The sequence below is a fragment of the Actinomyces mediterranea genome (genome assembly GCF_900155595.1).
Taxonomy (GTDB): Bacteria; Actinomycetota; Actinomycetes; order Actinomycetales; family Actinomycetaceae; genus Pauljensenia; species Pauljensenia mediterranea.
In genome coordinates this window covers 487,024-500,664 of the sequence record NZ_FTPB01000003.1, presented here as the reverse complement: position 1 = coordinate 500,664, position 13,641 = coordinate 487,024, and the positions used below count along the sequence as shown (strand labels likewise).

The 13,641-nt window shown below is 65.3% G+C and carries 10 protein-coding genes; 5 read left to right on the top strand and 5 right to left on the bottom strand.

Annotation, left to right across the window (positions count from 1 at the left end; all coding sequences use genetic code 11):
• Positions 1–17 precede the first annotated feature (17 nt).
• The 5 genes from BQ7471_RS03335 to pta form a co-directional block, all read right to left on the bottom strand.
• A complete protein-coding gene (locus BQ7471_RS03335) occupies positions 18–1,256 on the bottom strand; it encodes an ATP-binding protein (RefSeq protein ID WP_076464186.1) in 1,239 nt (412 codons plus the stop codon).
• A gap of 137 nt (positions 1,257–1,393) precedes the next feature.
• Entirely contained in the window at positions 1,394–1,798 is a 405-nt protein-coding gene (locus BQ7471_RS03330) for a hypothetical protein (protein ID WP_076464185.1), read from the bottom strand.
• Complete coding sequence (locus tag BQ7471_RS03325; RefSeq protein ID WP_076464183.1) at positions 1,795–3,909, bottom strand: NAD(+) synthase; 2,115 nt, start codon at positions 3,907–3,909, stop codon at positions 1,795–1,797. Before BQ7471_RS03325 ends, BQ7471_RS03330 begins: the two co-directional genes overlap by 4 nt.
• 153 nt (positions 3,910–4,062) lie before the next feature.
• Positions 4,063–5,259, bottom strand: a complete 1,197-nt coding sequence (locus BQ7471_RS03320; protein WP_076464182.1) for an acetate/propionate family kinase — start codon at positions 5,257–5,259, stop codon at positions 4,063–4,065.
• Positions 5,260–5,335: 76 nt separating this feature from the next.
• Positions 5,336–6,832, bottom strand: coding sequence for a phosphate acetyltransferase (gene pta / locus BQ7471_RS03315; RefSeq protein ID WP_076464180.1), 1,497 nt, complete (start codon positions 6,830–6,832; stop codon positions 5,336–5,338).
• Positions 6,833–6,956: 124 nt separating this feature from the next.
• Here pta and BQ7471_RS03310 point away from each other — a divergent pair, with 124 nt between their 5' ends.
• The 5 genes from BQ7471_RS03310 (at position 6,957) to BQ7471_RS03290 (ending at position 13,634) form a co-directional block, all read left to right on the top strand.
• Positions 6,957–7,250 (top strand): DUF3017 domain-containing protein, encoded by a 294-nt coding sequence (locus BQ7471_RS03310; RefSeq protein ID WP_076464179.1) that lies wholly within the window; start codon positions 6,957–6,959, stop codon positions 7,248–7,250.
• Between the two features lie 112 nt (positions 7,251–7,362).
• Complete coding sequence (locus BQ7471_RS03305; RefSeq protein ID WP_076464177.1) at positions 7,363–8,580, top strand: NADP-dependent isocitrate dehydrogenase; 1,218 nt, start codon at positions 7,363–7,365, stop codon at positions 8,578–8,580.
• A gap of 156 nt (positions 8,581–8,736) precedes the next feature.
• On the top strand, positions 8,737–10,059 hold the full coding sequence (locus BQ7471_RS03300) for a dicarboxylate/amino acid:cation symporter (protein WP_076464176.1): 1,323 nt from the start codon (positions 8,737–8,739) through the stop codon (positions 10,057–10,059).
• Between the two features lie 163 nt (positions 10,060–10,222).
• Positions 10,223–11,179, top strand: a complete 957-nt coding sequence (locus tag BQ7471_RS03295) for a DUF4352 domain-containing protein (protein WP_076464174.1) — start codon at positions 10,223–10,225, stop codon at positions 11,177–11,179.
• A 172-nt stretch (positions 11,180–11,351) separates the two neighbouring features.
• Positions 11,352–13,634, top strand: coding sequence for a 6-phosphofructokinase (locus BQ7471_RS03290; protein WP_407922675.1), 2,283 nt, complete (start codon positions 11,352–11,354; stop codon positions 13,632–13,634).
• Positions 13,635–13,641 lie beyond the last annotated feature (7 nt).

The window sequence follows — 13,641 nt, the reverse complement described above, 5'->3', positions numbered from 1 at the left end:
GCGCCCAGGGAACGCGCCTAGCCCTCCACGTGCGGCCACGCCGATGTGAGCATCGCTTCGACCGCGCGGTTCGTGAAGGAGTAGAGCCGCCCCCTGTCGATGATGCCGCGCGCGAGTTCGAGTCGCTGCGCAGTCGTTCCTGCGGCGGTGGGGCTGTGGTAGCCCATTGCGGAGGAGATCGTCGACAGCGTCCTCTCATTCGGGGCGAGGGCGGCCATCGCATCGAGGAATTGCCGCTCCCGTGTCGGCAGCCTGTCGAGGATGCGCTGGACGTGCGTCTCCGCCTCGCCCGCTGCGAGTCGCCAGCCCTTTCTCACCTGCTCGGCGGTGATGGTGTTATCGGTTCCCGCATACCAGGCGTTCTGCCCGGCGAGTTGGAAGAGGAAGGGCTCGCCGCACGCCAACTCGACGATCATCCGCTGCGCGTCCGGGGTCATCACGATGTGCTCGGTCTCGCCGGTGTCAGTGGTGATCGGCCAACCCTGTGTGACAAAGGGCTGCAGTGCGGTGAGGAAAGCATCGTCGTCAATCGAGCGCAGCGTCGTCACCTGGAATCTGCGGGCGAAGGTCGCGCCGCTGCGCGCTCCCGCCATGTCGGCGAACTCCGGCAGTCCGGTGAGGTACACGGCGAGGGGGAGGGCGCGGATGATCCGCATGCCGCCCGGCGCCTCGACCGGCTCCTCGTGGACGAGGGCGTCCCCCAATGCGATGAGCAGCTGTGACAGGGCCGATGAGTCGGTGATGTTTTGAACCTCGTCGATGTGGATGAGCACCATCATCGCCGGGGTGTGCATCGCAACCCGACCGATTTCGATGAGCACATCGCGAAGCGCCGCATAGGGTTCTGCCTCGCTCCTGGCGCGCATGGCGATGGAGACTCCCGATACGGCGACGGATTCCACGCGGTTGAGGAGTTCCGCGATGCGGGCCTCCCTCGCCGAGGCGAGACCGGCTCGATCGGCGAGATCGAGGAGCGCCCGCGCAACCGCTTTGAGAGGATCGGTTCCAGTGGGGATGCGCAATTGAGGGGTTACCCAGTCGCCGCGGGATGCCGCGTCGCGGGCGATGCGGCGGACGAGGGAGGATTTCCCCGAGCCTGCTTCGCCGAGGATGGTGCGCCCCCTCTCGTGGATTCCTGCCAGTCGCCTGGGGCGCAGGATGTCGCTCCAGTCGCTGAGGTGGGAGGTGCGCCCCGCCCAGACCAGGGGCACGGTGTCGGAGCCGGGGCTGAAAGGCGAGTCGATTGGAAGCCGCATGGTGATAAGTTTATCAAAATGACGCAACCTTGATAAACTTATCAAGTTGGCGAAGTGCTGATAAGTTTATCAAAATAGAGCGTGACCAGTGTGAACGCCTCTTTGTGGGAGTCTCAGTACCCCTCCGATGCAGCGCATCAGCCTGAGAACTCCTCCTCGTCTGCGGACTCGTCCTCGTCGTCGAGACGCGCCACCTGAGCCGTGGCCGCCCTCGTCGCCACAATGCGCAAGAGGATCATGACAAGCGCCCCCATGACGACGAGGATCCTCACGAACGCGATGCCATCGGCGCCCATAAGGACCCCCGCAATGACGCAGCCCAGGGCATGGAACGCGGCGACGGCCGCCGCCATCGCATGAATCGGCCACGCCGCCTCATGCGCGAGATCCCACGCTTCACGCGAGGTCTGAAATCGTGGGGAGCGCATCCCCAGTACCGAGCCCGGAGGCATCCTCCTATTGCGCCCCGCCACCGCCGCATAGGCGTTGAGAAGTGCCAGGACGGTGAAAACAACGGCGCCGAGCACTCCGAGCAGACTCATGCGCCCGCCCCCTCATCGCGTGCGTCGATCCCAGAAGATGGCACGCCCGTGAGCGACGCCTCCAATTCTGCAATCCAGCGGCTCGCCGACGCATCCGAAGGCATCCTCCAGTCCCCGCGCGGCGACAGCGAGCCACCCGCTATAACCTTCGGGCCGTTCGGCAACGCGGAGCGTTTGAACTGCTGGGAGAAAAAGCGCCTGAGGAACAGCTTCTCCCACTTCACAATCTCTTCCAGGCTGTAGGAGACCCGTTCGGCCTCGGGGAAACCCTGAGGCCATTCGCCCCTGCTTGCATCCGCCCACGCCTTCTCGGCGAGGAAGGCGATCTTCGAGGGGCGCGCGCCGCGGCGCAGCACGTGGAAAAGCGTGAAGTCTTGAAGGTTGTAGGGGCCGATCATGTCCTGTGTCGACTGCATCTTCTCGCCGGGCTTGACGGGGACCAGCTCGGGGGAGATCTCCTGGTCGAGGATCCGGTTCAGGACCTCGCCCGCCTGAGCGGAGAACTGACCCGACGAGACGACCCATCGGATGAGGTGCTGGATCATCGTCTTCGGGACACCGGTGTTCACCGCGTAGTGGCTCATCTGGTCGCCGACCCCGTAGGTGCACCAGCCCAGCGCCAGCTCCGACAGGTCACCCGTTCCCACGACGATGCCGCCACGATGATTCGCGATGCGGAAGAGGTAGTCGGTGCGCAGGCCCGCCTGCACATTCTCGAAGGTCACGTCGTAGACATCGGCGCCCTCAGCATAGGGGTGGCCCATATCGGCGAGGAGCTGGCGGGCTGCCGGGCGGATGTCGATGGTTTCGCAGGGGATGCCGAGGGACTCGCATAGGGCGAGCGCATTGGACTTCGTATGGTCCGAGGTCGCGAATCCGGGCATCGTGTACGCGAGGACGTCGGTACGAGGGCGGCCGAGTAGGTCCATGGCGCGGGCTGCGACGATGAGTGCATGGGTCGAATCGAGGCCTCCGGACACGCCGATGACCACCTTCGGATTCCCGATCGCACGCAGGCGCTGGATGAGGCCCGCAACCTGGATGCTGTAGGCCTCGAAGCAGTCCTGAGCGAGGCGCTCGGGATCGTCGGGGACGAAGGGGAAACGATCGACGGGGCGCATGAGCCCCAGATCGCCCCGCGGCGGGTCGAGCCGCACGCGGACCGTCGCCGGAACATCCGTCGTGCGAGATGCGAAGCGGTCTGCATTGTCTGAGAAAGAGCCCTGGCGCATCCGCTCGGATACGAGCCTGTCGAGGTCGATATCCGCGATCGTGATCTGGCGGGCCCCCGCGACGAAGCGCTCTCCCTCGGCGAGCAGATCCCCGCACTCGTAGATCATCGTCTGGCCGTCCCACGCCAGGTCCGTCGTCGACTCGCCCTCGCCAGCCGCGCAGTACAGGTAGGCGGCGTGAAGACGCGAAGAAGCCGAGCGGACCATGAGACGGCGATCCTCCGCTCTTCCCACCGTGATGGGCGAGGCCGACAGATTCGCGATCACGGTCGCACCGCTCAGGGCCGCGATCGATGAGGGGGCCACCGGCACCCACATGTCCTCGCAGATCTCGGGGGAGATGACGAGGCCGGGCACGTCCCCGGCCTCGATGAGAACCGGGCCGAAGGGGATGGGAGCGTCGGCGCCGTGCGATGCGCGATTCCACGCGGAGGCGTCGATGCTGGCGGGGGTGGAGGGGCCGGGGGTGGTGAAGTGGCGCTTCTCGTAGAACTCCCGGTAGTTCGGCAGATGGAGCTTGGGGCTCAGTGCGAGGACCCGGCCGCGGTGGATCGACACCGCGCAGTTGTACAGGGCGCCGCCATGGCGGATCGGCGCGCCGACGATGAGGATCGGCGCGAACTCGGCGCTCGCGGCCGCGATCCGCCCGATCGCGGCGTCGACCTCGTCGAGGAGGACGTCTTGGAGGAGGAGATCGTCGATCGCATACCCGGACAGGCACAGTTCGGGGAAGACGACGAGGGCCGTGCCGCACTCATCGGCCTCGCGCGCCACCGAAATCACCTCGCGGGCGTTGAGATCGGGCTGGGCAGGGTGAACGGGAATAGTTGCGGTGGCGACGCGCGCGAAGCCCTGGTCGTAGAGCGAATGGAAGTTCACGGTTCCTCCTCATGGGGTCGGTGCCATTATCGCCGACAAAGGCACGCGGCAGTGTGCGAAGGATTCGCCCCTATCGCCCACCGCCCCCGCTGAACTGCGCGACAAGCGGGACGCTCAGCGGGGGCGGCGGGGCAATAGCGCGTCGAGGGGCGCTCACACGAGGGTGAGGGCCTGGCGGGCGATCGCGAGTTCCTCATTCGTCGGGAAGACGACGAGCGTCACCGTCGAATCCGATGCCGACACGATGCGGGGCTCGCCGATGCGCCCCTCGTTCTTTTCCACGTCGATCTTCACGCCGAAGGGTGCGAGCGCTTCGGCGAGCTCACGACGGACTCTCCAGTCGTTCTCGCCGATCCCGGCGGTGAATGTGATGACGTCGAGACCCCCGAGTTCAGCGGTGTAGGCGCCCACGTACTTGAGGAGACGGTTGATGTACACATCCATGGCGACGCGGGCGCGGTGCTGGCGCTGAGGATCCGACGAGTCGGCGATCATTGCCCACACGGAGCGCATATCGGACTCACCGGTCATGCCCTTCATGCCGGACTTCTTGTTGAACAGGGTGTCGATCTCATCAATGGACATATCGGCCTGGCGCGCCAGGTGGAACACCGTCGCCGGGTCGATATCCCCGGTGCGGGTGCCCATGACGAGCCCCTCCAGGGGAGTGAGGCCCATCGACGTGTCAATGGCCTTGCCGTTCTTGATCGCGGAGGCCGAGGCGCCGTTGCCGAGGTGGAGGACGATCTGCTTGAGATCACCGCGGCCCAGCATCGCCGAGATCTCCTTCGACACGAACTGGTGAGACGTTCCATGCGCGCCGTAGCGGCGAACCGAGTACTTCTCGGCGACTTCGGTATTGATCGCGTAGGTCGCGGCCCTGTCCGGGAGGGATTGGAAGAAGGCGGTGTCGAAGACGGCGACGTGGGGGATGTCGGGCATGAGTGCGCGTGCGACGTCGATGCCCTTGAGGTGGGCGGGATTGTGCAGGGGGGCGAGCGGGCAGAGCTGCTCGATGCGGTCGCGGATCTCATCGGTGATGAGGGCGGGGCCGTCGAAGTACTTGCCGCCCTGAACGATGCGGTGGCCGACGGCCACGATGCCCGCCTCATCGAGGGCGGGGCCCTGCTCGTCGAAACAGCGCAGGACCTCTCGCATGCCGACGGTGTGGTCCGGAACGGGCAGGTCCTCTTCGGTGACAGATGCACCATTGGCGTGCTTGATAGCCCCCATCGGGTCGCCGATGCGCTCAACGAGACCCTTGGCGAGGGCGTCGCCGGTCGCGGGGTCGACGAGCTGGTACTTGATGGAGGAGGAGCCGGAGTTGATGACGAGGACGGTCTGGGACACGCTGAGGCCTTTCAGAGCGGGACGAGTGAGCGAGGGGATGGAAGAGCGGGGGCCTGCCCAGGCCCCCGCCGGGCGGTCAGCCCTGCGCCTGGACGGCGGTGAGGGCAACGGTGTTGACGATGTCGTCGACGAGGGCGCCGCGCGACAGGTCGTTGACCGGTTTGTTGAGGCCCTGGAGGACGGGGCCGACTGCGACTGCGCCGGACGAGCGCTGTACCGCTTTGTAGCCGATATTGCCAGCTTCGAGCGAAGGGAACACGAATACGGTGGCCCGTCCGGCAACCGCGGAGTCGGGCAGCTTCTTCGCGGCAACGGCTGCGTCGACGGCTGCGTCGAACTGGATCGGCCCTTCGATCGCGAGCTCGGGGGCCTTCTCCCGGGCGAGGCGGGTCGCCTCGATGACGGCGTCGACGTCCGGGCCGGAACCCGAGTCGCCGGTCGAATAGGACAGCATCGCGACCTTCGGGGCGACGCCGAATTGGGCGGCGGTCTTCGCCGAGGAGATCGCAATATCGGCGAGCTGCTCGGGCGTCGGGTTCGGGTTGACGGCGCAATCGCCGAAAGCCCAGACACGATCCTTCATGAGCATGAGGAAGATCGAGGAGACGATCGACACGCCCGGAGCGGTCTTGATGATCTGGAAGGAGGGGACGATCGTGTGCGCTGTCGTGTGCGCGGCACCCGAGACCATGCCATCGGCGTCGCCCATATGCACCATCATCGTGCCGAAGTACGAGACATCGGCGACTTTGGCGTGCGCCTGCTCCAGGGTGACGCCCTTCTTGGCGCGCAGGCGCGCGAACTCTTCGGCGTACTTGACGCGAAGCTCGGGGTCGTCGACGGAGACGATGCGCGCGGCGCTCAGATCGATGCCGAGTTCCCCGGCGCGGTCGGCCACCTGATCGGCGTCGCCGACGAGGATGACATCGGCGATGCCGCGGGCGAGCACCTCGGCTGCGGCGAGGAGCACCCGGTCGTCCTCGGGCTCGGGCAGGACGATGCGCTTGCGGTCGGCCCGTGCGCGGTCGATAAGGTCCGCCTGGAAGGCGAGGGGAGTGACGGCGCGCGCCTTGGGAGCATCGGCGAGGATCGCGGGGGCGTCGTCGGCGGGCAATGCGATGACCGGGACCTCAGACTCGACGAGGCCGGCGATGGCGCGGGGGAGCGCGACGGCGCTGAGTGTCGCCTCGTGTGCGCGTGCGCGGGATGCAAAAACGCTGATCTCGTGGGAGAGGAGATCAGCGGAGACGCCTTCGGCGTCAAGGACGAGGATCACGCCCGTCTGCGCGCTCGCTGCGAGATCGAGATCCCAGCCGATGGCGTCGAAGGTGCGAGCGTCGATCTCGTCCACTCCGTCAATGACGACTGCATCGGCATCGACCGCGCGGACGGCTTCGAGGACCGCGGGAAGAGCAGTGAGAGGAGAGGCCGCTACTGCGGAGGCGCTCTGCGACTCGAGGGCTCCCAGACGGGCGACAGTGCCGGACTGTGCGAGTAGTTCAGTGAGGTCATCTGCGAAGGCGCGTGCGGCATCAGCTGAACCGGGCCCTACAACGATGTAGCGGGAAGTCACGGAGGCTCCTTTTTGATGAAAACGTTCGCGGCTCGTCTCGCCGCATGAACATCGTAACGCTGCTGGGACTCGCGGGTGCCAGCCAGAGATGTGATGAATGTTCCCAACAACTACCCTTGAATGCGTGAGCGACAACAACACAGTCGAAGCGCCGACGCCGTGGTGGCACTGGGCGACGCTCGTCCTCGCCGTCGTCTCAGTCGCGGTGGCTGCGATCAGTGCGGCGCTTAACCACCCGCACCGGGCGGTCCTCGTCATTTCGGGGACTCTCATCGTGTTGGCCGTCGCGCGCCTCGCAATCCCAGGCCGCCCCTGGTTCGCCTCCCGCAATCGCCTCCTCGACGCAGCCGTCTACACGGCCCTCTCCCTGCTCATCTGGTACTTCGCCGAATACACGGCAACGATGGGGCTCACCTGATCGTCGCCCCGGCATCATGGATGAGCCCAGCCTCCGGCGCCTCTTTCCAGTACTCTGCGAGTGACGAATAATGCCCCGGGCGGACCCTCGCCCGGATCACAGCGGAGGACTCATGTCGAAGATCAAGGTTGAAGGCCCGGTCGTCGAACTCGACGGCGATGAAATGACGCGGATCATCTGGCAGTTCATCAAAGAGCGACTCATCCACCCCTATCTCGATATCGACCTGCGCTATTACGACCTGTCGATTCAGAACCGCGACGCCACCGACGATCAGGTGACGATCGACGCCGCGAATGCCATCAAGGAGCACGGCGTCGGCATCAAATGCGCGACCATCACCCCCGATGAGGCGCGCGTCGAAGAGTTCGGCCTCAAGAGCATGTGGACAAGCCCCAATGGCACTATCCGCAATATCCTCGGCGGCGTGGTTTTCCGCGAGCCGATCATCATGCGCAATGTACCCCGCCTGGTCCCCGGCTGGACGAAACCCATCGTGGTGGGCCGCCACGCATTCGGCGACCAGTACAAGGCGACCGACTTCAAGGTCCCGGGCGCAGGGACCGTCACCCTCACCTTCACGCCCGATGACGGGTCCGAGCCGATCGAGCACGAGGTCGTGCGCATTCCCGAGGGCGGGGGCGTTACCATGGGCATGTACAACTTCAACGAGTCGATCGCCGACTTCGCCCGCGCCTCCTTCGCCTACGGCCTCAAACGCGGATACCCCGTGTACCTGTCGACGAAGAACACGATCCTCAAGGCCTACGACGGCGCATTCAAGGACATTTTCGCCGACGTCTTCGAACGCGAATACAAGGAGCGCTTCGACGCGGCGGGCCTCACCTACGAGCATCGCCTCATTGACGACATGGTCGCCTCCGCCCTCAAGTGGGAGGGCGGTTACGTGTGGGCGTGCAAGAACTACGACGGCGACGTGCAGTCCGACACCATCGCCCAGGGTTTCGGCTCTCTCGGGCTCATGACCTCCGTCCTCGTGACGCCGGACGGGCGCACCATGGAGGCCGAGGCCGCCCACGGTACGGTGACCCGCCACTACCGTCAGCACCAGGCGGGCAACCCGACGTCGACGAACCCGATCGCGTCGATCTTCGCGTGGACGCGCGGGCTCGCCCACAGGGGGATGCTCGACAACACCCCCGAGGTCGCTGCTTTCGCCCAGAGCCTTGAGAATGTCGTCATTTCGACCGTCGAGGGCGGACAGATGACGAAGGACCTTGCCATCCTTATCGGCCCCGACACCGAGTGGCTCACCACCGAGCAGTTCCTCACCGTTCTCGACGAGAACCTCGCGGCGGCACTTGCCTGAGCCCGCGTGATGCGGGGTGCCGTGGGCTCCCACCGCACCCCGCATCATCTGTTGAACGGGCGCCCAGTGCCCGCGATGTGGGCTCGTTAGCGCCATAATTTGGACATTAGGCATTCTTGACCGTACCCATCCGTCGTTTTGACGCAAGGACTTCACATGCGCACGTTTATCGAAAAGACCGGCATTCTCTTCTGGGTGCTGACCGCGATCATCCTCGCCCTTGTACTCGGCTCGATCACCATTGGGGACACCCATCTGGTTCCGCAGTCCGTCGGGCGCGTCTTCGCGACCTTCTCGACGCTGTTCAGCCAGTTCCTCTCCTTCTCGATCCCGCTCATCATCATCGGCCTCGTCACCCCCGCCATTGCCGACCTCGGTCGCGGCGCTGGCAAGTGGCTGGGGGTCACCGCGGCGATCGCCTACGGATCGACCCTCTTTTCCGGTTTCATCACCTACCTGGCGTGCGCATCCGTCTTTCCTGTTCTGTTGACGGGCTCGACTCTCGATGATGTCGCAGAACCCGGATCCGCTCTCGACACCTACTTCACGGTGGAGATGCCGGCCGCGGTTCCCGTAATGACGGCGCTGCTGCTCTCCTTCGTTGTCGGCATCGGGCTTGCCATGGTGCCCCGCGGCGTGCTGCGCAAGGGCTTCATCGAGTTCCGCGCCATCATCACGAAGCTCATTGAGCGCATCATCATCCCACTCCTGCCGCTGCACATCTTTGGCATCTTCCTCAACCTCACCTATACCGGTGAGGCGTGGGAGATCATGAAGACCCTGGTCCGTGTCGTCGTGGTCGTCCTCCTTCTCGAGGTTGTCATCCTCCTCAGCCAGTACCTCACGGCCGGTGCGATCGGCAGGAAGAATCCCTTCACGGCACTCGTGACGATGATGCCCGCCTACCTGACGGCTCTGGGCACATCCTCCTCGGCGGCGACGATCCCCGTCACCCTGCGCCAGGCGAAGAAGAACGGCGTGTCTGACGCCGTCGCATCCTTCACGGTTCCGTTGTGCGCCACCATCCACCTCGCGGGCTCGACCTCGAAGATCTTCGCCTTCGCCTTCGCGATCGCCTTCACCCAGGGGATCAACGTCTCCCTCGTCCAGTGGGTCGGCTTCATCTTCATGCTCGGTATCACCATGGTCGCCGCGCCCGGCGTCCCCGGCGGTGCGATTATGGCGGCAACGGGCCTGTTGTCCTCCATGCTCGGCTTCTCCGATGCGCAGGTCGCGCTCATGATCGCCACCTACATCGCTCTCGACTCCTTCGGCACAGCCACCAATGTCACGGGCGACGGAGCAATTGCAATCGTCGTCGATCGTCTCGCCGGCGGCAAGATCGGTGCAGAGGCAGATCCTGAGAACACCCGCGAGCTCTCCTTCGACGGCATGGCCTACCTCGACAAGGTCTCCGTTGAGGGCGTCGTCTCCCAGGAGGAACTCTCCGCCTCCGCGGCAGCGAACCAGACGGACTGACCGCTTCACACGCCGCCCTCGGCGCCGTTGAAGGCGCAACGGGGGCGGTCGGCGCATCCGAGAGTGCTACCCGGACATCGCGCGTTCCGAATCGCAGCCGGAAAGCCCCTTGACAAGGGATAATCGTAGGGATGCGTCAATTGTGATCGAGATGAGGAAAACAATGTCGACGAATGATCCGCGCTACGGCTCCCAGTCTGGCGCTCAAGGACCAGAGGGGATGCAGTGGTCGCAACCCGTGTCATCCCCCGAACAACCGATGCAACCCCCGACGGGGCAGCCGTCATCGCAGCCCGCAGTTCCAACGAATCCCTATGCTGTGCCGCAACCCGGTTGGGCACAGCCCTCCCAGGTGTCGTCCGCATCGGCTCAGCAGGCGCCCGTCCCGGGTTCCGCCCAGCAGGTGCCGCTCCCCGGCCAACAGCCCTACGCTCAGGGCCAGCAGCCCCATGCGCAGGGGCGACCGATGGGCGTCGTTCCGCCGGTGGGAGCCGCTCCTGCGAAGAAGAGCAATACGGGCCTGATTGTCGGGATCCTGATCGCCGTCGCAGTGGTCTTGATCGGCGGGTTCGTGGCGCTCGGCTTCGTCGTCAATTCGATCATGAAGGCAGTCGAGACCACGACTGATCCCTTCACATCCAACCCCCCGACCACCTCGCCGTCGACGACTGATCCCTCGACTGCATTGCCCTCGATCAGCGAGAAGATCTCTCTGGATCAGACGGCCAGCGTCGGAGATTGGGAGGTGCACGTCGACGGTTACACGCCGGACGCCACCGCCGACGTGGCCGCCGCCTATGTCGGGAACGAGCCTGCGGGGACCGGCAATGTCTACACGATGGTTCACCTGACAGTGACATACCGGGGAACCAGCGGGGCTAACGGGAACTACCTCTCCATGGACCTCGACCTCGTATCCGAATCCGGTACAACCCGCGGCTGGTTCGAAGGCAGCGCGAGTGTCTTGGGCCCCGACGACATCTTCGCGCGCGACACCGTCATATCACCCGGGCAGAGCGTGACCGGGAACATCGTCTACGAGGTGCCCCGCGATGAGACATTCACGGCATTGCGAGTGGGCGATGAAACGGGTCAATTCGTCGATATCCCCCTTCGATGAGAGGGCAGCGGACAGCGGGTACGTCGTGCCCGATGCCGTGAGACTCCCGGGTGCCCGGCTGCAATCGCAGCCGGGCACCCGCATATGGCACTGGACCTGTGAGCGTAGCGCAATAGACTAGGGGCATAGTGCGCGCATGGGGGCGCGCACTCGCAGAATGGAGCGACTTCCCATGACGATACCAGCGACACTCACCGCGACCAGCGACTTTCGGATCGGCGTCCTCACATCCGGCGGCGATGCACAGGGCATGAACGCAGCGGTGCGCGCAGTCGTCCGCACCGCGCTCGCCGTCGGGGCCCAGCCCTACGCCGTCCTCGAAGGATGGGCAGGGGCCGTTAAGGGCGGGGACTCGGTCAAGAAGCTCGGATGGTCCGACGTCTCATCGATCCTCTCCGAAGGGGGAACGGTCATCGGCACGGCCCGCTGCCCGGAATTCCGCGAATACGAGGGGCGGCACGCGGCGGCGAAGCACCTGCTCGAACACGGAATAGACCGGCTCGTCGTCATCGGCGGCGACGGCTCCCTCTCCGGCACCAACGAGTTCCGCACGGAATGGCCCCAGCACGTGCGTGAGCTCGTCGACGAGGGCGTCATCAGCGAAGAAGAGGCAGCAGCACACCCCGCGCTCATTGTCGTCGGCCTCGTCGGCTCCATCGACAACGACATGGTCGGTACCGATATGACAATCGGCGCGGATACCGCCCTTCACCGCATCGTCGACGCCCTCGACCAACTCACATCCACCGCCGCATCCCACCAGCGCACATTCGTCGTTGAAGTGATGGGGCGCCACTGCGGATACCTGCCGCTCATGGCGGCCGTGGCGGGCGGAGCCGACTACGTCTTCACCCCCGAGAATCCCGCGGGACCCGGCTGGGAGGACGACCTCGCCGAACATCTGCGCCTCGGACGCGAGGCGGGGCGCCGCGAGTCGATCGTCCTCGTCGCTGAGGGTGCTACCGACCGCGACGGCAACCTTCTCACGACTCAGCACATCGCCGACGCCATCACTGAGAAGACCGGTGAAGATGCGCGCGTCACCATCCTCGGCCATGTACAGCGCGGCGGCTCGCCCTCTGCCTACGACCGGTGGATGTCCTCGCTGCTCGGCTATGCGGCCGTCCAGGAGATCCTCACCCGTACAGCCGACGATGTGCCCTTCATCCTCGGAGTGCGCCACAACCGCGTCACCCGCATTCCACTGATGAAGGCGGTCGCCGATACCCGCGCCGTCAAGGACTTCATCGCCGCCGGGGACTTCTCCGCTGCTCAGGCATCCCGAGGCCCCTCCTTCTCCGCGATGGTCGGAGTCAACGACATCCTCTCCACCCCTCCTCAACTCACTCCCGAACCCTCGGGCACCCCGCAGCGCATCGCGATCCTGCACGCGGGCGGCCTCGCACCGGGTATGAATACGGCCGCACGGGCGGCCGTGCGCCTGGGCATCGCCCGCGGCTGGACGATGCTCGGAATCGACGGGTCCTGGAAGGGCCTCGCCGATAACCGCGTCCGGGAACTCACCTGGGGCGACGTCGAGGGATGGGCGTTCAAGGGCGGTGCGGAACTCGGCACCAAGAGGGAGGTCCCCGAGATTGAGCAGTTCTACGCCCTCGGGCGCGCTATTGAGCGCAACGACATCAATGCGCTCATCGTCATCGGAGGTCTCAACGCCTACCTCGCGGTTCATGCGATGACCTCCGAAAGGGACCGGTACCCCGCGTTCCGCATCCCCATGGTCCTCGTCCCGGCGTCAATCGACAACAACCTGCCCGGATCGGAGTTGTCCATCGGCGCCGACACCGCTCTCAACAACGCGGTGTGGGCCCTCGACAGGATCAAGGAATCCGCGGCTGCGACTAAGCGCTGTTTCGTGGCCGAACTCATGGGGCGCCGCTGCGGCTACCTCACCCTCATGTCCGCCCTCGCTTCCGGCGCTGAGTACATGTACCTCAACGAGGACGACGTCACCCTTGAGCAGATTGCGGAAGACACCTCCCGCATGGTCGACAGCTTCGATGAGGGCCGCAGGCTGTTCCTCGTCCTCGTCAACGAGGCAATGTCGAAGTTCTACAACAGGGAGTTCCTCGCCTCCGTGTACGAGGCCGAGGCCGACGGCAAGTACGACGTGCGCAACTCCGCCCTCGGGCACCTCCAGCAGGGCGGCGCACCGAGCCCCTTCGATCGCCTGTTGGCCACACGGCTGGCCAACCGGGCACTCGACCACCTTCAGAACCAGTTCACACGCGGCGAGGCCGAGGGGGTGTACATCGGACAGGTCCGCAACAAGATCGAGGCCAGGCTGGTGAAGAACATGTTCGACGACCTCGATATCTCCAACCGCAGGCCCTTCGACCAGTGGTGGCGCGAGCTCACTCCGATCCAGCGGATTGTCTCCATGCGCAATAGTGGGACAATGGCCCTACCGATCTCTATCGCCGACGCCGATGCGTGACAGACGC

Excerpts from the sequence above, each read along its gene's own strand:
- BQ7471_RS03295 (WP_076464174.1), top strand. The coding sequence starts at position 10,223 with ATGTCGACGAATGATCCGCGCTACGGCTCCCAGTCTGGCGCTCAAGGA.
- BQ7471_RS03305 (WP_076464177.1), top strand. The coding sequence starts at position 7,363 with ATGTCGAAGATCAAGGTTGAAGGCCCGGTCGTCGAACTCGACGGCGAT.
- BQ7471_RS03300 (WP_076464176.1), top strand. The coding sequence starts at position 8,737 with ATGCGCACGTTTATCGAAAAGACCGGCATTCTCTTCTGGGTGCTGACC.
- BQ7471_RS03290 (WP_407922675.1), top strand. The coding sequence starts at position 11,352 with ATGACGATACCAGCGACACTCACCGCGACCAGCGACTTTCGGATCGGC.
- BQ7471_RS03335 (WP_076464186.1), bottom strand. The coding sequence starts at position 1,256 with ATGCGGCTTCCAATCGACTCGCCTTTCAGCCCCGGCTCCGACACCGTG.
- BQ7471_RS03330 (WP_076464185.1), bottom strand. The coding sequence starts at position 1,798 with ATGAGTCTGCTCGGAGTGCTCGGCGCCGTTGTTTTCACCGTCCTGGCA.